This is a genomic window from Streptomyces sp. NPDC058758, from assembly GCF_042746075.1.
Classification (GTDB): Bacteria; Actinomycetota; Actinomycetes; order Streptomycetales; family Streptomycetaceae; genus Streptomyces.
The window spans coordinates 26,304-43,531 of record NZ_JBHYPS010000052.1; the positions used below are offsets into that span (position 1 = coordinate 26,304).

18 protein-coding genes are annotated in these 17,228 nt (G+C 74.7%); 10 read left to right on the forward strand and 8 right to left on the reverse strand.

Features of this window, described 5'->3' with window-relative positions:
• Positions 1-12: 12 nt before the first annotated feature.
• From dapF to miaA, 3 genes are all read right to left on the reverse strand, one after another.
• Positions 13-888 carry a diaminopimelate epimerase gene (gene dapF / locus ACFW6A_RS35420; RefSeq protein ID WP_351848714.1) on the reverse strand — a complete coding sequence of 292 codons (876 nt, stop codon included), beginning with the start codon at positions 886-888 and terminating at the stop codon, positions 13-15.
• Between the two features lie 100 nt (positions 889-988).
• Entirely contained in the window at positions 989-1,438 is a 450-nt protein-coding gene (locus ACFW6A_RS35425; RefSeq protein ID WP_386645734.1) for a hypothetical protein, read from the reverse strand.
• Between the two features lie 108 nt (positions 1,439-1,546).
• Complete coding sequence (gene miaA / locus ACFW6A_RS35430; protein ID WP_351848709.1) at positions 1,547-2,485, reverse strand: tRNA (adenosine(37)-N6)-dimethylallyltransferase MiaA; 939 nt, start codon at positions 2,483-2,485, stop codon at positions 1,547-1,549.
• Between the two features lie 249 nt (positions 2,486-2,734).
• Here miaA and ACFW6A_RS35435 point away from each other — a divergent pair, with 249 nt between their 5' ends.
• Both ACFW6A_RS35435 and ACFW6A_RS35440 read left to right on the forward strand, forming a co-directional pair.
• Positions 2,735-3,007: a hypothetical protein gene (locus ACFW6A_RS35435; protein WP_351848707.1), complete on the forward strand. Its 273-nt coding sequence runs from the start codon at positions 2,735-2,737 to the stop codon at positions 3,005-3,007.
• Positions 3,008-3,035: 28 nt separating this feature from the next.
• Complete coding sequence (locus ACFW6A_RS35440) at positions 3,036-3,341, forward strand: antitoxin (protein WP_351848704.1); 306 nt, start codon at positions 3,036-3,038, stop codon at positions 3,339-3,341.
• A 120-nt stretch (positions 3,342-3,461) separates the two neighbouring features.
• On the opposite strand, the gene ACFW6A_RS35445 is transcribed toward ACFW6A_RS35440, so the two are convergent.
• Together ACFW6A_RS35445 and miaB are read right to left on the reverse strand one after the other, a co-directional pair.
• Positions 3,462-4,169 carry a class III extradiol dioxygenase subunit B-like domain-containing protein gene (locus tag ACFW6A_RS35445; protein WP_351848700.1) on the reverse strand — a complete coding sequence of 236 codons (708 nt, stop codon included), beginning with the start codon at positions 4,167-4,169 and terminating at the stop codon, positions 3,462-3,464.
• 90 nt (positions 4,170-4,259) lie between these two features.
• Positions 4,260-5,789 (reverse strand): tRNA (N6-isopentenyl adenosine(37)-C2)-methylthiotransferase MiaB, encoded by a 1,530-nt coding sequence (miaB, locus tag ACFW6A_RS35450; RefSeq protein WP_386645717.1) that lies wholly within the window; start codon positions 5,787-5,789, stop codon positions 4,260-4,262.
• 121 nt (positions 5,790-5,910) lie between these two features.
• Between miaB and ACFW6A_RS35455 the strand changes: the two genes are divergently transcribed.
• The 5 genes from ACFW6A_RS35455 to ACFW6A_RS35475 all read left to right on the forward strand — a co-directional run bounded on the left by ACFW6A_RS35455 (position 5,911) and on the right by ACFW6A_RS35475 (position 10,272).
• The gene (locus ACFW6A_RS35455) at positions 5,911-6,939 is read left to right on the forward strand and encodes a GlxA family transcriptional regulator (protein WP_386485055.1); all 1,029 of its coding nucleotides are present in this window, start codon (positions 5,911-5,913) and stop codon (positions 6,937-6,939) included.
• A gap of 94 nt (positions 6,940-7,033) precedes the next feature.
• Positions 7,034-7,654: a cysteine hydrolase family protein gene (locus ACFW6A_RS35460; RefSeq protein WP_351848691.1), complete on the forward strand. Its 621-nt coding sequence runs from the start codon at positions 7,034-7,036 to the stop codon at positions 7,652-7,654.
• Between the two features lie 134 nt (positions 7,655-7,788).
• Positions 7,789-8,463, forward strand: coding sequence for a DedA family protein (locus tag ACFW6A_RS35465; RefSeq protein WP_351848688.1), 675 nt, complete (start codon positions 7,789-7,791; stop codon positions 8,461-8,463).
• 1 nt (position 8,464) lies between these two features.
• Entirely contained in the window at positions 8,465-9,637 is a 1,173-nt protein-coding gene (locus tag ACFW6A_RS35470; RefSeq protein WP_386645722.1) for a sensor histidine kinase, read from the forward strand.
• Positions 9,628-10,272, forward strand: coding sequence for a response regulator (locus tag ACFW6A_RS35475; protein WP_386645725.1), 645 nt, complete (start codon positions 9,628-9,630; stop codon positions 10,270-10,272). The genes ACFW6A_RS35470 and ACFW6A_RS35475 overlap by 10 nt, the downstream gene beginning before the upstream one ends.
• A 5-nt stretch (positions 10,273-10,277) precedes the next feature.
• On the opposite strand, the gene ACFW6A_RS35480 is transcribed toward ACFW6A_RS35475, so the two are convergent.
• Positions 10,278-11,447: a four-carbon acid sugar kinase family protein gene (locus ACFW6A_RS35480; protein ID WP_386645728.1), complete on the reverse strand. Its 1,170-nt coding sequence runs from the start codon at positions 11,445-11,447 to the stop codon at positions 10,278-10,280.
• Between the two features lie 574 nt (positions 11,448-12,021).
• Between ACFW6A_RS35480 and ACFW6A_RS35485 the strand changes: the two genes are divergently transcribed.
• Positions 12,022-13,020 (forward strand): TAXI family TRAP transporter solute-binding subunit, encoded by a 999-nt coding sequence (locus tag ACFW6A_RS35485; protein WP_351848676.1) that lies wholly within the window; start codon positions 12,022-12,024, stop codon positions 13,018-13,020.
• Positions 13,021-13,038: 18 nt separating this feature from the next.
• On the opposite strand, the gene ACFW6A_RS35490 is transcribed toward ACFW6A_RS35485, so the two are convergent.
• Both ACFW6A_RS35490 and ACFW6A_RS35495 read right to left on the reverse strand, forming a co-directional pair.
• On the reverse strand, positions 13,039-14,436 hold the full coding sequence (locus tag ACFW6A_RS35490) for a HAMP domain-containing sensor histidine kinase (RefSeq protein WP_351848673.1): 1,398 nt from the start codon (positions 14,434-14,436) through the stop codon (positions 13,039-13,041).
• Positions 14,437-14,454: 18 nt separating this feature from the next.
• Positions 14,455-15,177, reverse strand: a complete 723-nt coding sequence (locus ACFW6A_RS35495) for a response regulator transcription factor (RefSeq protein ID WP_386645731.1) — start codon at positions 15,175-15,177, stop codon at positions 14,455-14,457.
• A 260-nt stretch (positions 15,178-15,437) separates the two neighbouring features.
• Here ACFW6A_RS35495 and ACFW6A_RS35500 point away from each other — a divergent pair, with 260 nt between their 5' ends.
• Both ACFW6A_RS35500 and ACFW6A_RS35505 read left to right on the forward strand, forming a co-directional pair.
• Complete coding sequence (locus ACFW6A_RS35500; RefSeq protein WP_351848667.1) at positions 15,438-16,223, forward strand: amino acid ABC transporter ATP-binding protein; 786 nt, start codon at positions 15,438-15,440, stop codon at positions 16,221-16,223.
• A gap of 54 nt (positions 16,224-16,277) precedes the next feature.
• A complete protein-coding gene (locus ACFW6A_RS35505; RefSeq protein WP_351848665.1) occupies positions 16,278-17,099 on the forward strand; it encodes a glutamate ABC transporter substrate-binding protein in 822 nt (273 codons plus the stop codon).
• The last annotated feature ends 129 nt before the right edge of the window (positions 17,100-17,228 follow it).

Below are 17,228 nucleotides of genomic sequence, written 5' to 3' on the forward strand. Positions count from 1 at the left end.
GCCGCCCGGGGCTCAGCCGGCGGCGAGCCAGGAGGGCTCCAGGGCGCCTTCCGCGACGATCACGGCCGGGCCGGTCATCTCGATCTCCCCGTCGGGGTGCTCGGTGATGACCAGGGTGCCGCCGAGGACGTCCACCGTGTACGTGACGGGGGCGCCGGTCGCGGCCGGGTCCGTGCCGTCGCGGCGGGCGGTGGCGACGGCCACGGCGCAGGCGCCGGTGCCGCAGGAGCGGGTCTCGGAGGCGCCCCGCTCGTGGACGCGCATGGCGACGTGGCGGGGGCCCCGGTCCACGACGAACTCGATGTTGACCCCGTCCGGGTAGACCGAGGCGGGCTCGTAGGGCGGCTCGTCGTACAGGGTGCCCGCGTGGGCGAGGTCCTCGACGAAGGCGACCGCGTGCGGATTGCCCATGTTCACGTTGCGCGCGGGCCAGCTGCGCCCGTCGACGGCGACCGTGACGCCGTCCTCGGGGAGGACGGCGCGGCCCATGGAGACGGTGACGGAGCCGTCCTTGTCGAGGTGGACGCGCTTGACGCCGCCGCGGGTGGCGACGGCGACCTCGCCGGCGGTGACGTGGCCGGCGTGCTCCAGGTAGCGGGCGAAGACCCGGACCCCGTTCCCGCACATCTCGGCGACCGTGCCGTCGGCGTTGCGGTAGTCCATGAACCATTCGGCCTCGTCGGCCATGGCGCGGGCCTCGGGGTGGGCGGCGCTGCGCACGACGTGCAGCACGCCGTCGCCGCCGAGTCCGGCCCGGCGGTCGCAGAGCCGGGCGACGAGCGCGGGGGGCAGGTCGATCTCGTTCTCCGCGTCGGGGACGATCACGAAGTCGTTCTCGGTGCCGTGGCCCTTGAGGTAACGGAGCGGGGTGGTCTGCGTGCTGGTCACGCGATCAACTGTACGGTGCCGCCCGGACACCCGTTCCGGTCGTCCACGGGGCGGGCCCGCCCGCTGTCCGCGGGCCCGGGTCCGCGAGGGCCCCGCCGGGTCAGCGGAGGCGGGCGACGCGCCAGACCGCGAGGGCGACGAGGGCCGCGATGGTGGTCGCGTAGAGGGCGAGGACCCGCCAGTCCGGCCGCTCGCCGGAGCCGCGCTGCGGCAGCCCCGGCCAGGTGTAGCCGACCTTGCGGGCGGCCATCACGCCCCAGCCGGCGGCGCAGAAGCTGATGAGCAGTCCGAGCATGGCGACGACCGCGCCGCCGTCCCCCGAGCCGAAGGCCAGGGGGAAGGCGAACATCAGGGAGCCGACGGCGGCGAGCCCCACGATCGGGGCGAGCTGCCAGATCCTCAGCAGGCGCCGCGGGCGCAGCTCGACCTCGACCTCGTCGGCGATCTCGACCGCGGTGCCCTCGGCGTCGTCGGGACCGTCGGGGGTCAGCCCCGGGGCGTCCCCGGAAACCGACTCGTGCTGTTCTCTGTCGCGAGGGCCGGCCTCCATCGCCACGCGCCCTCCCCACTCGGACTCCACTTGGTCGATCGATGCTCGATGATGGCACGCTCCCGGCCGCCGAAATGACGGGCAGGGCGTCCCGATGCCATCACGTGATCAGGCTGTAACCGCTCGTTCGACCAACGACAGCGCCTCCCGCGGGAGTTCCCCGCGGTGATCGGCGGCCCCGCTGAGCCAGTGGACGCGCGGGTCGCGGCGGAACCACGAGTCCTGGCGGCGGGCGAAGCGCTTGGTGGCGCGGACGGTCTCGGCGCGGGCCTCGTCCTCGGTGCACTCCCCCGCGAGCGCCGCGAGCACCTGCTGGTAGCCGAGGGCGCGGGAGGCCGTGCGCCCCTCGCGCAGTCCGATCGCCTCCAGGGCGCGGACCTCGTCGACGAGGCCCGCCTCCCACATGCGGTCCACGCGGGTGGCGATCCGCTCGTCCAGCTCGGGGCGGGCGACGTCGACGCCGATCTGGACCGTGTCGTAGACGGACTCGTGGCCGGGGAGGTTGGCGGTGAAGGGCTTGCCGGTGATCTCGATGACCTCCAGGGCGCGGACGATCCGGCGTCCGTTGCCGGGGAGGATCGCCCGGGCCGCCTCGGGGTCGGCGACGGCGAGCCTGGCGTGCAGGACGCCGGAGCCGCGCTCCTCCAGTTCCGCCTCCAGACGGGCCCGGACCTCGGGGTCCGTGCCGGGGAACTCCAGGGCGTCCACGGCGCCGCGCACGTACAGGCCGGAGCCGCCGACGAGGACGGGGGTGCGGCCCTCGGCGAGCAGCCGGTCGATCTCGGCGCGGGCGAGGCGCTGGTACTCGGCGACGCTGGCGGCCTCGGTGACGTCCCAGACGTCGAGGAGGTGGTGCGGGACGCCGCCGCGTTCCTCGGGCGTCAGTTTGGCGGTCCCGATGTCCATCCCCCGGTAGAGCTGCATCGAGTCGGCGTTGACGACCTCGCCGCCGAGCTGCTGGGCCAGGAAGACACCCAGATCGGACTTTCCGGCCGCCGTGGGGCCGACGACGGCGATGACCCGCGGTGCGGGAGCTGCACTTCTCACCGCCCCAGTCTCGCAAACCCGGGAGGGCGTCCCCGAACGAGCGACGTGACAGGGGGGTGGGGGGCTCGTTGCCCGTTGCGTGGTTCCGGCCGTGCCGCGCGGTGTTCCGGCCGCGCCGCCGGCCGTCGTTCTCCGGCGCGGCACCCCCCGACGAGTAGGCTTGGAGTGGATATGGGCTTTTTCGCAATGTTTCGCCGGAAGAGGAGGGGCGAGGCGGAGGGTACGGCGCCCGCGGCCGGGACGACCGGGGTGACCGAAGCGACCGGGGACGGGAGCGGGACCGACGTCACGGAGGGCGGCGGCGCGACCCGGGTGGCGGTCGCGGGACTGACCGCCCCGCCGGCACCGGCCCCGGAAGGACCGGTCCCGGCGGGATCCGCTTCGGAGGCTCCTTCCGGGGAAGGCGTTCCGGAGGCGGAGCCCGAGGAGGCGGTCGCCGAGGTCGTGGAGATCCCGCGGCAGCAGTCGGCCGGCACCGCGGCCGACACGGACAGCGAAACGGGCGAGCCCGCCCGCAGGTAGGCAGGACACGGACACGGAGAGGTGCCCCATGGGTCTCCTGGATTCACTGAAGGCCAAGCTGGGCCCGGCCAAGGACAAGGTCTCGGACCTCGCGCAGCAGCACGGGGACAAGATCGACCAGGGTCTGGACAAGGCCGCGCGGATGGTCGACGAGAAGACCAAGGGAAAGTACAGCGACAAGATCCAGTCCGGCACCGGCAAGGCCAAGGAGGCCATCGACCGGATCGGGCACAAGGACGACGGCACGCCGGGCACGCCGGGCCCCGACGGCACGCCCGGTACCGGTGGCACGCCGGGCCCCGGCGGCACGCCCCCGCCGCCGCCCGCCGCCTAGGGACCGGCCCGCGGGACGAAGGACGGCGGACGGCCGCGGAGTGCGTGCTCCGCGGCCGTCCGCCGTCCTTCGCGCTTTCGTGGTCGCCGCTTCGCGCCGCGGCCCGCGGAGGGCCGTCGCTCAGGACCAGACGGCGACCAGATACTCGACGCCGTACGGCGCGTCCTCGTGGAGGAGGCGGCCGGCCAGGTCCGCGCCCTCGGCGGCGCCCGCGAGGACCTGCCAGGGGGCGCGTCCGGCCGCCTTCAGCTCGCGCGCGAGGCCGGCGTCGAGCGCGAGGACGCCGGCCGTGTCGGCGGAGCCCAGGGCCCGGGCGGCCTCGGCGTCGAAGCCGACGGCGCGCTCGTCGAGGTAGCCGGGGGCCTTCACGGTCCGGCAGGCGCTGCCGTCGCCCAGGACGAGCAGGGCGACCCGCTCGGCCGAGGCGGCGAGCCGGCGTCCGGTCGCGGCGCACTCCTCGGCCGTGGCCCGCTCGTCCACCCCCAGCCCCTCGACGGGGACGCCGGACCGGTCGGTACGGGAGAGCAGCCAGGCGCCCACGGCGAGCGGGGCCGGCAGCGGGCGGCCGCCCCCGGGGCCTTCGCCGAGGCGCACGGAGAGGTCGGCGCCGAAACCGGCGAAGGAGCCGGTGGAACCGGCGGGGAAGACGCCCAGGGCGCCCTCGGGCGCCGGCCCGAGGACGTACAGCCGGTCGGGCCGGGCAGCGGCGAGCACCCCGAGGGCGTCCGCGCAGCGCGCCCGCGCGTCCTCCAGCTCGGGGGCGGCACCGCTCGCGACCTCGGGCACGAGGAGCGGCGGGCAGGGGCACACGGCTGCGGCGACAAGCATGATCCGCAGCCTACTGCCCCGCGGTCCTGGTCAGCGGCCGGTCGGCGGCTTCCGCGACGGCCGTCCGGCGACCGCCGCGGAAGCCGTCGCTCAGTGGCCGGCGCCGCAGGCCGGGGCCTCGGCCGCGGGGAGCGGCTCGGGGACGCCGATCCTGGGCAGGCCGAGCAGGACGCCGGCCGGCTTGGCGGCGGCCGCGGCGGTGCGCTTCTCCCAGGCGTCGCCCGCGCGGGTGCGGCGGACGGCCGTGGTCGGGCCCTCGGCGAGCAGGTGGTGGGGGGCGGCGTAGGTGATCTCGACGGTCACCACGTCACCGGGGCGGACGTCCTGGTCCGGCTTGGTGAAGTGGACCAGCCGGTTGTCGGGGGCGCGGCCGGACAGGCGGTGGGTGGCGCCGTCCTTGCGGCCCTCGCCCTCGGCGACCATGACCTCCAGGGTGCGGCCGACCTGCTTCTTGTTCTCGTCCCAGGAGATCTCCTCCTGGAGGGCGACCAGGCGCTCGTAGCGGGCCTGCACGACCTCCTTGGGGACCTGGCCCTCCATCTCGGCGGCCGGGGTCCCGGGGCGCTTGGAGTACTGGAAGGTGAAGGCGTTGGCGAAGCGGGCCTCGCGGACCACGTGCATGGTCTGCTCGAAGTCCTCCTCGGTCTCGCCGGGGAAGCCGACGATGATGTCGGTGGAGATGGCGGCGTGCGGGATCGCGGCGCGGACCTTCTCGATGATGCCGAGGAAGCGCTCCTGGCGGTAGGAGCGGCGCATGGCCTTGAGGACCGTGTCCGAGCCGGACTGGAGCGGCATGTGCAGCTGGGGCATCACGTTGGGCGTCTCGGCCATGGCGGCGATGACGTCGTCGGTGAAGTCGCGCGGGTGCGGCGAGGTGAAGCGGACGCGCTCCAGGCCCTCGATGGAGCCGCAGGCGCGGAGCAGCTTGCTGAAGGCCTCGCGGTCGCCGAGGTCGGAGCCGTACGCGTTGACGTTCTGGCCGAGCAGGGTGATCTCGGAGACGCCCTCGGCGACGAGCGCCTCGATCTCGGCGAGGATGTCGCCGGGCCGGCGGTCCTCCTCCTTGCCGCGCAGGGCGGGGACGATGCAGAAGGTGCAGGTGTTGTTGCAGCCGACCGAGATCGAGACCCAGGCCGCGTACGCCGACTCGCGGCGGGTCGGCAGGGTGGAGGGGAAGGCCTCCAGGGACTCGGCGATCTCGACCTGCGCCTCCTGCTGGACGCGGGCGCGCTCCAGCAGGACCGGCAGCTTGCCGATGTTGTGGGTGCCGAAGACCACGTCGACCCAGGGGGCCCGCCGGACGATGGTGTCGCGGTCCTTCTGGGCGAGGCAGCCGCCGACGGCGATCTGCATGCCGGGGCGGGCGGTCTTCATCGGGGCGAGGTGGCCGAGGTTGCCGTACAGCTTGTTGTCGGCGTTCTCGCGGACGGCGCAGGTGTTGAAGACGACGACGTCGGCGCCGTCGGCCTCCTTGGGGGCGCGGACGTAGCCCGCCTCTTCCAGCAGACCGGAGAGCCGCTCGGAGTCGTGGATGTTCATCTGGCACCCGTAGGTGCGAATGTCGTAGGTCTTCGGTCCTTCGATGCCCACTGTGAGACTCCGGTCGCTGCTGCTGGTCATGACATCCAAGAGTAGGCGGTCGCCGGAGGGGGCCCGGCCGGGCGCGGGGGCGGGGCCGGTGTCCGGATGTGACAGGAAATCGTCATTGCCGTCACGGGGCGGGGCGGGCGAGGGTGGGGGCATGTCCGAGACGCCCTCCACCCCGGCCCCCGCCGCCCGGCCCGTCCACCGGGTCGTCGTCGCGGTCTTCCCCGACGTGGACCTCCTCGACGTCACCGGGCCGGCCGAGGTCTTCGCGCTGGCCAACCGGGAGACGGGCACCGCCCGCTACCGGGTGCGGCTGGCCGCACCCGGCGGCGCCGGGGAGGTGCGGACCTCGGCGGGGGTGCGGCTGGTCGCGGACCTCGGCTTCGACGAGGTCGGTGCCGACGTGGACACGCTGCTCGTCCCGGGGGCGGTGGACCCGGCCCCGGACGGCGGGGTCGTCGCCCGGCTCGACCCGGAGGTCGTGCGCTGGGTGCGGGAGACCGCGCCGCACGCCCGGCGGGTGGCGTCGGTCTGCGTCGGGGCGCACGTCCTGGCGGCGGCCGGCCTCCTCGACGGGAAGTCCGCGACGACCCACTGGTCGACGGCCGCGCAGCTGGCGGCCGACCACCCGGAGGTCGCCGTCGACCCCGATCCGATCTTCGTACGGACCGACCGGGGCCGGTTGTGGACCGGGGCCGGGATCAGCGCCTGCCTCGACCTCTCCCTCGCCCTGGTGGCGGAGGACCTGGGCGAGGAGACCGCGCTGGCGGTGGCCCGGCAGCTCGTCATGTACCTGAAGCGGCAGGGCGGCCAGAGCCAGTTCTCGGTGCCGCTGAGCCGTCCGGCGGCCGGCCGGCGGGACATCGACGAGCTGCGGCTCTGGATCGCGGACCACCTCGACGAGGACCTGTCCGCGGAGCGGCTGGCCGGCCGGATGTGCCTGAGTGAGCGGCACTTCGCCCGGGTCTTCGCGCAGGAGACGGGTGCGAGCCCCGCCGCCTACGTGGAGGCGGCCCGGATCGAGGTGGCCCGGCGCCATCTGGAGACCTCGGACGCGCCGCTCGCCGAGGTGGCGGCGCGGGCGGGGCTCGGCTCGGTGGAGACCCTGCACCGGGCGTTCCGCCGACGGCTCGCGACCACCCCGGCGGCCTACCGCCGCCGGTTCCGCACCGGGACCGGCTGACCCCGGTACCACTCCCCCGACCCTTCCCTTCCACTCTGGGCGGGCGGCTTCGCCCTGCCCTCACGCAGTCCGTTTTCTTGTGAAAGGTTCCGACATGAGCGTCACTCCCTCCACCCCCCTGCGTTCCCTCTCCGGCCTGTCGGACGAGCCGGCCCGGCTCTCCGAGGCGGTCCTGGTCCTCATCGACATCCAGAACACCTACCGCTCCGGGGTGATGGCGCTGGAGGGCGCCGAGGAGGCCGTCGCCGAGGCCGCGCGGCTCCTCGCCCGGGCACGGGCGGCCGGCACCCCGGTCGTCCACGTCCAGCACGACAGCGGCGAGGGCTCCCCGTACGACCTCACCGCCCGCGTCGGCGCGATCAGCGACGAGGTGGCCCCGGCCGAGGGCGAGCCGGTCGTGGTGAAGAACTTCCCGAACTCCTTCCACGCCACCGACCTGGAGAAGGTCCTGACGGACCTCGGCTTCCCGGCGGGCGGCGGCAAGGACCTGGTCCTCGCCGGGTTCATGACCCACATGTGCGTCAACTACACGGCCCAGGCCGCCTTCAACCTGGGCTACCGGCCGACCGTGGTCGCCGAGGCCACCGCGACCCGGGCGCTCACCGCGCCGGACGGCACGGTCGTGCCCGCCGCCGAGCTCAAGCGGGCCGCGCTGACCGGGCTGACCGACGTGTTCGCGGTCGTGGTGCCGACGGCCGCGGACCTGCCGGCCTGAGCCGGCGGCCCCCGCGGTTTTCCGCAGGGGCGCCGGACGGGAACGCGCATACCGGCTCCGGGCCGCGGTTCCTAGCGTGGGGAGGGTCGCCCGGCGGGTCCGCCGGGGACCTTCCCCACAGCCATGGAGGGCTCATGACGCCGTTCCCGACCGTTCTCGCCCAGGAGCCCGCCGGCGGCGTCGCCGGCTGGGCGGCCGGCCTCGTCGACACGCTCGGCGGGCCGGGCGCCGGGGCCGCCATCGCGCTGGAGAACCTCTTCCCGCCGCTGCCGAGCGAGGTGATCCTGCCGCTGACCGGCTTCGCCGCCGGACAGGGCGTGCTGAGCCTCTCCTCGGCCCTGTTCTGGACGACGCTCGGCTCGGTGGTGGGCGCGCTGGCCCTGTACGGGATCGGCGCGCTCTTCGGCCGGGAGCGGATGTACGCGCTGTGGGCGCGGCTGCCGCTGGTGAAGGTCGCGGACCTGGAGCGGACCGAGGCGTGGTTCGGGCGGCACGGCACCAAGGCGGTCCTGCTGGGCCGGATGGTGCCGATCTTCCGCAGCCTGATCTCGGTGCCCGCCGGCGTGGAGCGGATGCCGGTCCCGCTCTTCCTCCTCCTCACCACCGCGGGCAGCCTCGTCTGGAACAGCGTCCTGGTCCTCGCCGGCTACGCCCTCGGCGACCGCTGGGAGCTGGTCGAGTCGTACGTGGGCGTGGCCTCGAAGGCCGTCGTCGTCCTGGTCCTCGCGGCCGCCGCGACCTGGCTGGTCGTACGGCTCCGGGGGCGCGGGGCGGAGCCGCGTCACCGGCGCGCGAAAGACCCGGCCTAGGGTGGACGGCGTGGAACGGGACGGTGGCGGGGGGCGGTTCGGGGTTCGCCGGGCGGCGGGGGTGGTGGCCGGGTGCCTGACGGCGCCGGCCGGGCTGCTGTACCTCCTGGTGGCCGGCGTCGCGCTCGGCGGCTTCCTGCTGTGGCCGCGGACGCGGGCGTACGCCCTGGAGGTCCTCGGCTCCGGCGCCCGGCGGCTCGTGGAGCTGGAGCGGCGGCGGCGGACCCGCTTCTTCGGCGACCGGTTCCCCGAGGCGTACCAGGGGCCGGGCGGGGGCGGCGCCGTCCGCTACCTGGCCGCCCGGTCCTGGGCCGGGATCGTCTGCGCGGTCGTGCTGGCGCTGCTCGCCTTCGGCCTCGTGCTCGCGGTGCTGCTGGCCGGCGGTGTGGCGCGCGGGGCCTTCGGTGCCGCGGAGCTGCTGGCACAGCTCGTCCTCGGGGGCGTCCTGCTCTTCCTCGGCCTCCAGGGGCTGTTCGCGCTGACCGCGCTCGACGCCCGGCTGGCCCGGGAGCACTTCGGGCCCTCGGAGCGGGAGCTGCTGCGGCGCCGGATCGACGAACTGTCGGTCAGCCGGGCGGCCGTCGTGGGGGCCGTGGACGCGGAGCGGCGACGGATCGAGCGGGACCTGCACGACGGGGTGCAGCAGCGGCTCGTGGCGCTCGCCATGCTGATCGGGCGGGCCCGCCGGGGCGGCGCGCGGGATCCGGAGCGGGCGGCGGAGCTGCTGGGGCAGGCGCACCGGGAGGCCCAGGAGGTGCTGGCCGAACTGCGCGAGGTGGCCTGGCGGGCGTACCCGTCGGCGCTGGACAGCCTCGGTCTGGAGGAGGCGCTCGGCGGGGTGGCGCAGCGGTGCGCGCTGCCGCTGCGGATCGCCTACGAGGTGGCGGGGCCGCTCCCCCGCCCGGTGGAGACGGCCGCGTACTTCGTCGTCTCCGAGGCCGTCACCAACGCGGCCAAGCACGCGGACGCCACGGCCGTCTCGGTACGGGTCGCGGGGGCGCCCGGCGGCCCGCTCACCGTGCGGATCGAGGACGACGGCCGGGGCGGCGCGGATCCGGCGGGCGGCGGCCTGACCGGGCTGCGCGGGCGGGTCGCCGCGCTCGACGGCGTCCTGCGGATCGACAGCCCCCTCGGGGGACCCACCACCATCGTCGCGGAGCTGCCGTGCGTGTGATCCTGGCCGAGGACTCGACCCTGCTGCGGGAGGGGCTCGCCCGTCTGCTCGTGGAGGAGGGGCACGAGGTCGCCGGCGCGTTCGGCGACGCGGAGACGCTGGTCGCCGAGGCGGAGGCGCTCCGCCCCGACGTGGTCGTGGTGGACATCCGGATGCCGCCGACGCACACCGACGAGGGCCTGCGGGCCGCCGTCGAGATCCGCGAGCGGCTGCCCGGGACGGGCGTCCTGGTGCTGTCGCAGCACGTCGAGCGCCGTTACGCGGCCCGGCTCCTCGCGGGCGGCGCCGAGCGGGTCGGCTATCTGCTGAAGGACCGGGTGGCGCAGGTCGAGGAGTTCCTGGACGCGCTGGAGCGGATCCACGCGGGCGGGGCGGCGATCGACCCGGAGGTCGTCCGGCAGCTGGTGGTCCGCAGCGCGCACGCCGATCCGCTGGCCCGGCTGACCCCGCGCGAGCGGGAGGTGCTCCAGGTGCTGGCGGAGGGGTACACGAACGCGGCGATCGCCCGCCGGCTGCACCTGTCGCTGAGCGCGGTGGAGAAGCACCTCAACGCGGTCTTCGACAAGCTGGAGCTGCGCGGGACCGAGGGCCACAGCCCCCGGATCCTCGCGGTCCTGCGGTATCTGGAGGCGTAGCCCCCTCAGGCCCTGGCGCCGGTGAGGAGGGCGTGCAGGCGCAGCAGGGTGCGGTCGTCGCCGAAGCCGCCCGCCTTGATGACGACGGGGACTGGGGAGAGGCCGGCGGGTCCCGCGAGGGTGCCGCGGGCGATGCCGGGCTCGGGTTCGTCGTGGAGGTCGATGCCGTGGGCGCCGAGCGCGCGCAGCACGGCCTCGGCGGTCTCGCCGCCGGTGAGCACCAGCCCGTCGAAGGGGGCGCGGTCGGCGAGGGCGGCCACCGATGCGGCGAGCCGACGGGTCAACTCGGCGGGGTCCGAAAGGCGTTCGTGGGGCGTGTGGAGGATGCGCACGGGGGTGTCGGCGGCCCGCAGCCGGTCGGCGGCGTCGGCGCTGACCGCGCCGGGCGCGGCGGCGAGCAGGTCGAGCTGGCGGCGGGTGGCCGGGTTGGCGCTGCCGACGGCCACCAAGGGGCGTTTCGCGGGCGGGAGTTCACCGGCTTCGGCGGCGGGGCCCGGGCGGGCGTGGTGGCGGGCGAGGGCGGCGGCCAGGCCCGGCGAGCCGACCCACAGGACGGCCCGGTGGTCGGGGGCGGCGGCGACGATCCGGTCCAGGTCGGCGTCGGTGACGGCGGAGCATACGAACACCCCTCCCCCGGAGAGGAGTTCGGGCAGGAGAGCGGTCCGGCCGGGGTCGACGGGGACGGCGTCCGGGAGGATCCGGGCGAGGTCGGCGGTCCGGACGGGGTGGGCGGGGTCGCGGGCGAACTCGCTCTCGTCGACCCGTACGCCGCGCACGTACTGGACGCCCGCGAGCGTGGTGCGGCCCTCGGCGGGGAAGGCCGGGGCGACCACCACCGACGGGCGGCCGGAGCCCTCCCGCGCGGCCTGGATCTCGGCGGCGACGTGCCCGCGCAGGGTCGAGTCGACGGTCTTGAGGAGCAGCCCCGCCCCGGCCAGGGCGCGGGCCGCCTCCCGGGTGCGGTCCCCGGCCGCGCCCTCGTCCAGGAGCCGGCTGCCGAGGTCCACGGCGAGGACCCCGTCCTCCTGCCCGTGGCCGGCGAGCGGGCTGCCGGAGAGCAGGACCCGGGCCCGGTGCCCGGCCCGGCGGAACGGCGCCGCGCCGTCCCCGGCGCTGGTCAGGTCGTCGGCGAGGACGGCGACGCGGGGCGGGGCGACGGGCGGGGCGGAGTGCATCGGCGGCTCCCTCGGGTCGTACGGGTGCGGACGGGACGGGCGGCGCGCGGTCCCGGCCCCCACCCTCACGTGCCCGGGCCCGCCCGGTCCAGCGGGAACGGGCCACGGGCACGGCCGATGCTCCCGTGGGACGCGGGGCGCGGGCCGGCGGCTCGGCAGGGGCCAGGGGCGGGCAGAGGGGACTGCCCTCAAGATCACCGAGCCGTGCCCGACGCTAACCGGGCGGACCCCGGCGCCCCGGCAGGACACACGGCACGACCCCCCTCCCGGCACCCGCTCACCGCTTCGGCGGAGCGCACACGGGCCGCCCGGGCCGGCTGGGGGCAGGTCGGCCGGGGGGATAACTGGGGGCCGGGGGGCGGGGGGGTCGAGGGGCGGCCGGGTCGGCCAGGGGAGAGTCAGCCGGGGGCCGGGTGGCCGGCGCCCGGTCGTGGCTGCCGGTGGTCCCGTCGGTACGGGGAGCCACGGGAAGGTGCGGGAGGGCGCGGGAAGCCGCGGCGCGGCAGGGGACGTCACATGCGGCCCGCCGGTTCTCCCTGGCCAGCGGCGGCGGCCACCTGGCAGGATCGACGGCATGTTCGCCTCGCTCACCCGCGCCGCCCGCCGCCGCGTCCTCGCGCTCGCGGCCGCGCTGCTGGCGGTCTGCGGGGTGCTGCTGTGGTGGCTGGCGCCGTTCGGGGCCTCGACGCCCAGCGGCTCCGTCACGTTCAGCACCGGCGTCCCCAGCGGCGTCTACCAGCACTACGGCGAGCTGCTGAAGCAGGCGATGGCCAAGGACCTCCCCGACGTCTCGATCACCCTCAAGGACAGCGAGGGCTCCCAGCAGAACCTGGCGAGGGTCGCCTCCGGCGAGGCCGACTTCACGGTGGCGACCGCCGACGCCGTGGCGCAGTACATCCGTGACCGCCGGCCCGGCTTCGAGCGGCTGCGCGGCTGCGCACGGCTCTACGACGACTACGTCCAGCTCGTCGTGCGCAAGGGCGCGGCCGTCCAGAACGTCTCCGACCTGCGCGGACTGCGGGTCGGCGTCGGCCAGGACGGCTCGGGCGTCCGGCTGATAGCGGACCGGGTCCTCGCGGCGGCCGGGCTCACCCCGACCCGGGACGTGACCGCGGTGCCGGTCGGCATCGACTCGATGCCGGCGATGCTGGAGAACGGCACCCTGGACGCCTTCTTCTGGTCCGGCGGGCTGCCGACCCTGACCGTGCAGAAGCTGTCGGAGCGGACCTCGGTCCGCCTGGTCCCGATGGACGACGCGCTGGTGGAGGCGCTGCGGGACGTGGGCGAGTCGACCCGGCACTACCGCTCGGCCGTGATCCCGGCCGACGCGTACGCGGCCGCGCAGGACGGGCAGCCGGTGAAGACACTGGCGGTGGCGAACCTGATGGTGACGACCGCCGAGGCCGATCCGGACCTGGTGGAGGGCTTCACCCGGTCGGTGATCGACAGCCGGGACGGCATCGGCAGCCGGGTGCACCCGGCACAGCTGGTGGACCTGCGGACGGCCGTCTACACGGAGCCGCTCACCCTCCACGACGGCGCCCGCCGCTACTACCGCTCGGTCAAGCCCTGAGGCGTACGGGCTCCGCCCTCACCGGTCGGCCGGCTCGTACCGCGGCACGGTGACCGTCACCCGCAGCCCGTGCGGGTCGTTCGGGGCGAAGGCGATCCCGCCGCCGGTGGCGGTCAGCAGGACGCGGGCGATGGAGAGGCCGAGGCCCGAGCCCTTGACGTTCTGGTGGCGTCCGGAGCGCCAGAAGCGGTCGCCGACCCGGGCCAGCTCCTCCTCGGTGAGGCCGGGACCGAGGTCGGCGACGACGACCTCCACGGAGTCCTTCCCCGGCAGGACCCGGACCGTGACCCGCTCCCCCGCCGGCGTGAACTTCAGCGCGTTGTCGACGACCGCGTCGAGCGCGCTGGACAGCGCCACCGGGTCGGCCCAGCCCGTGGCCGCCCCGCACTCCCCGACCAGCAGGACGCCCTTGTCGTCGGCGACCGGGCGCCAGGAGGCGATCCGCTCGGCGGTGAGCGCGCCGACGTCGGTCAGCCGCAGGTCGGCCTCGGCGTGCTCGGCGAGGGCCAGGTCGAGGAGGTCGTCGAGGACCCGGGCGAGCCGCTTGCCCTCGGTGCGCACGGAGGCGATCTCCTCGTTGCCCTCGGGGAGTTCGAGGGCGAGCAGCTCGATGCGGAGCAGCAGCGCGGCGAGCGGATTGCGCAGCTGGTGCGAGGCGTCGGCGACGAACGCCCGCTGCTGCTCCAGGGATTCCTCGACGTGGTCGGCCATCTCGTTGAACGAGCGGGCCAGTCGACGCAGTTCGGGCGGTCCGCCGGCCTCGGCGACCCGGGAGTTCATCCGCCCGGTGGCGATGTCGTGGGTGACGCCGTCGAGGACCCGTACCGGCCTCAGCACCCAGCCGGTGAGGCGGACGGCGGCGCCGACGGCGAGGAGCATGGCGGCGGCCTCGCCGGCGAAGATCACCAGCCAGCCACGCAGGATGCGGGCCCGGAGCGGGCCGGTGGGCGAGTCGGTGACGACGACGGCGACGACGTCTCCGTCGCGGACCACCGGGGAGGCGATGGTGAGGCGGGCGTGCGGCTGCCAGGGCCAAACCTGCGGCGGGTCGTGGCTGCGGCGGCCGAGCAGGGCCTCGTTGAAGGCGCGGCGGCTCTCGCCCTCGTACGGGACGACCCAGTCCTCGGGGGCTGCGGCCATGGCGCGGTTGTCACGGAAGAAGATGCCGGCCCGGATGCCGTACACGTCGTGGTAGCTGGCGAGCTCGCCGCCGAGGGTGGTGCGGCGCTCGTCGCTGCCGGTGGCGAGGTCGCCGGCGAACTGGGCGAGGGCGGCGAAGCGGGCGCCGTCGTCGAGGCGGTCGACGACGACCCGCTGCTGCTGGGCGGCGGCGAGGCTCGCGGCGAGCGGGAAGCCGAGGGCGAGGAGGACCCCGGCCATCAGGACGATGAGCAGGGGGAGGAGTCGGGTGCGCACGGGCGGGGCGGCCGGGGGTTACGCGGCCGGGGCGACCAGGCGGTAGCCGACGCCCCGCACGGTCTCGATCAGGGCGGGCATGCGCAGCTTGGAGCGGAGCGAGGCGACGTGCACCTCCAGGGTGCGGCCGGTCCCCTCCCAGCTGGTCTGCCAGACCTCGGAGATGATCTGTTCGCGGCGGAAGACGACTCCGGGGCGCTGGGCGAGGAGGGCGAGCAGGTCGAACTCCTTGCGGGTGAGGGCGACGGGCTCGCCGTCGACGCTGACGCGCCGGGTGGGCAGCTCGACGGCGACGGAGCCGAGGCGAAGCACGGCGGCCTCGGCGGCGGAGCCCGTACCGCTGGCGGTGTCGTCGGGGCCGGGGCCCGTGGTGCGCCGGGAGACGGCGTGGATGCGGGCGAGCAGTTCGCCGGTGTCGTAGGGCTTGACGACGTAGTCGTCGGCGCCGAGGTTGAGGCCGTGGATGCGGGAGCGCACGTCGGCACGGGCGGTCACCATGATCACCGGGGTGCTGGTGAGCTTCCGGATGCGGGCGCAGACCTGGTAGCCGTCCTGGTCGGGGAGGCCGAGGTCGAGCAGGATCACGCCGTACGAGGGCCGGTCGCCCTGCGCGGTGGGGAGGACGGCCTGGAGGGCCTCCTCGCCGTTGCGGGCGTGGGTGACGGCGAAGCCGTGCTTGGCGAGGATCGCGGAGAGGGCCGCGGCGACGTGGTCGTCGTCCTCGACGAGCAGCAGTCGCATGGTCTTCTCCTCTCGTTCGCCGGGGCGCCCCGGACCGGGGCACGAACGCCCATGAACGCCGATCACCGACGTCACAGTCAAGTGTCCCCTGCGGACCGTCCGCTTCCGTTATCCACCCGGTACGGCCCCGCGGGGTGCCTTCACCCACCGTGTCCGGCTGTGGCCTTATCGTTATCCTCAATTTCCGCTCAGATGTGATGACGGTCATCCGAGCGTGTCTCTAGTGTCCTCCCAACCGAGGAGGACGGAGCAAGAGGCCGATGAGCGGAGTGGCAGTGTCCAAGGAGCACGAGGGCTCCCCGCGGGCCCAGGAGGACCTGGTCGTCCTGTCCGGGGTCAACAAGCACTTCGGCGCACTGCACGTGCTGCAGGACATCGACCTCGTGATCGGCCGCGGTGAAGTCGTCGTCGTCATCGGCCCGTCGGGGTCCGGCAAGTCGACGCTGTGCCGCACGATCAACCGCCTGGAGACCATCGACGCGGGAACGATCACGATCGACGGCAAGCCGCTGCCCGCGGAGGGCAGGGAGCTGGCCCGGCTGCGGTCGGACGTCGGCATGGTCTTCCAGTCGTTCAATCTCTTCGCGCACAAGACCGTGCTCGAGAACGTGATGCTGGGTCAGATCAAGGTGCGCGGCACGGAGAAGAAGGCGGCGGAGGCCAAGGCCCGCACCCTGCTGGAGCGGGTGGGCGTGGCCGCGCAGGCCGAGAAGTTCCCGGCGCAGCTCTCCGGCGGCCAGCAGCAGCGCGTGGCGATCGCCCGCGCGCTCGCCATGGACCCCAAGGTCATGCTCTTCGACGAGCCGACCTCGGCCCTGGACCCCGAGATGATCAACGAGGTCCTGGAGGTCATGCAGCAGCTGGCCCGTGAGGGCATGACGATGGTGGTCGTGACGCACGAGATGGGCTTCGCCCGCTCCGCCGCGGACCGGGTCGTCTTCATGGCCGACGGCAGGATCGTCGAACAGGCCACCCCCGAGGAGTTCTTCAGCAACCCGCGCAGCGACCGGGCGAAGGACTTCCTCTCCAAAATCCTGCACCACTGAGCGAGTCGACGATCTAGTCTTCGCAACTCACCGCTACCCAAGGGACGTTCACCCATGAAGCTTCGCAACGCCTCCGCGGCCGCCGCGGCCGCCGTCGTCCTCGCCCTGACCGCCACCGCCTGCGGCACCGGCTCGGACTCGGGCAGCAACGGCGACAAGATCACCATCGGCATCAAGTTCGACCAGCCGGGTCTCGGCCTGAAGACCCCGGACGGCTCGTACGCGGGCTTCGACGTCGACGTCGCCAAGTACGTCGCCAAGGAGCTGGGTTACTCCGAGGACAAGATCGTCTGGAAGCAGGCCCCCTCGGCCGAGCGCGAGAACCTCATCAAGAACGGCGACGTGAAGTTCGTCGTCGCGAGCTACTCGATCAACGAGAAGCGCCTGAAGGAGGTCGACTTCGCGGGTCCGTACTTCCTGACCCACCAGGACCTGCTGGTCCGCGCCGACGACACCTCGATCACCAAGGTCGAGGACCTCAACTCCAAGAAGCTCTGCTCGGTCACCGGCTCGACCTCCGCGCAGAACGTCAAGGAGAAGCTGGCCCCGCAGGCCGACCTCCAGCAGCTCGGCGGCTACTCCGAGTGCCTCACCGGTCTGGAGAACAAGGCCGTCGACGCCCTCACCACGGATGCCTCCATCCTCGCGGGCTACGCCTCGCAGAAGGAGCACCAGGGCAAGTTCAAGCTCGTGGGCCTCTCCATGAGCGACGAGAACTACGGCATCGGCATCAAGAAGGGCGACTCCGAGCTCAAGGGCAAGATCAACAAGGCCCTGGAGAAGATGGTCTCGGACGGCACCTGGGACAAGCTCGTGAAGCAGAACTTCGGCCCCTCGGGCTACAAGAACGAGCCGGCCCCGAAGATCGCGGGCTGACCGAGCCCCCCGCCGGGGGGGGGGGCCCCCCCGGGGGGGGGGGGGCCCGGGCCCCCCCCCCCCCCCCCCCCCCCCCCCCCCCCCCCCCCCCCCCCCCCCCCGGGCGGGGGGGGGGGGGGGGGTGAGGGT

Excerpts from the sequence above, each read along its gene's own strand:
- ACFW6A_RS35425 (WP_386645734.1), bottom strand. The coding sequence starts at position 1,438 with ATGGAGGCCGGCCCTCGCGACAGAGAACAGCACGAGTCGGTTTCCGGG.
- ACFW6A_RS35440 (WP_351848704.1), top strand. The coding sequence starts at position 3,036 with ATGGGTCTCCTGGATTCACTGAAGGCCAAGCTGGGCCCGGCCAAGGAC.
- ACFW6A_RS35445 (WP_351848700.1), bottom strand. The coding sequence starts at position 4,169 with ATGCTTGTCGCCGCAGCCGTGTGCCCCTGCCCGCCGCTCCTCGTGCCC.
- miaB (WP_386645717.1), bottom strand. The coding sequence starts at position 5,789 with ATGACCAGCAGCAGCGACCGGAGTCTCACAGTGGGCATCGAAGGACCG.
- ACFW6A_RS35455 (WP_386485055.1), top strand. The coding sequence starts at position 5,911 with ATGTCCGAGACGCCCTCCACCCCGGCCCCCGCCGCCCGGCCCGTCCAC.
- ACFW6A_RS35460 (WP_351848691.1), top strand. The coding sequence starts at position 7,034 with ATGAGCGTCACTCCCTCCACCCCCCTGCGTTCCCTCTCCGGCCTGTCG.
- ACFW6A_RS35465 (WP_351848688.1), top strand. The coding sequence starts at position 7,789 with ATGACGCCGTTCCCGACCGTTCTCGCCCAGGAGCCCGCCGGCGGCGTC.
- ACFW6A_RS35480 (WP_386645728.1), bottom strand. The coding sequence starts at position 11,447 with ATGCACTCCGCCCCGCCCGTCGCCCCGCCCCGCGTCGCCGTCCTCGCC.
- ACFW6A_RS35485 (WP_351848676.1), top strand. The coding sequence starts at position 12,022 with ATGTTCGCCTCGCTCACCCGCGCCGCCCGCCGCCGCGTCCTCGCGCTC.
- ACFW6A_RS35495 (WP_386645731.1), bottom strand. The coding sequence starts at position 15,177 with ATGCGACTGCTGCTCGTCGAGGACGACGACCACGTCGCCGCGGCCCTC.
- ACFW6A_RS35500 (WP_351848667.1), top strand. The coding sequence starts at position 15,438 with ATGAGCGGAGTGGCAGTGTCCAAGGAGCACGAGGGCTCCCCGCGGGCC.
- ACFW6A_RS35505 (WP_351848665.1), top strand. The coding sequence starts at position 16,278 with ATGAAGCTTCGCAACGCCTCCGCGGCCGCCGCGGCCGCCGTCGTCCTC.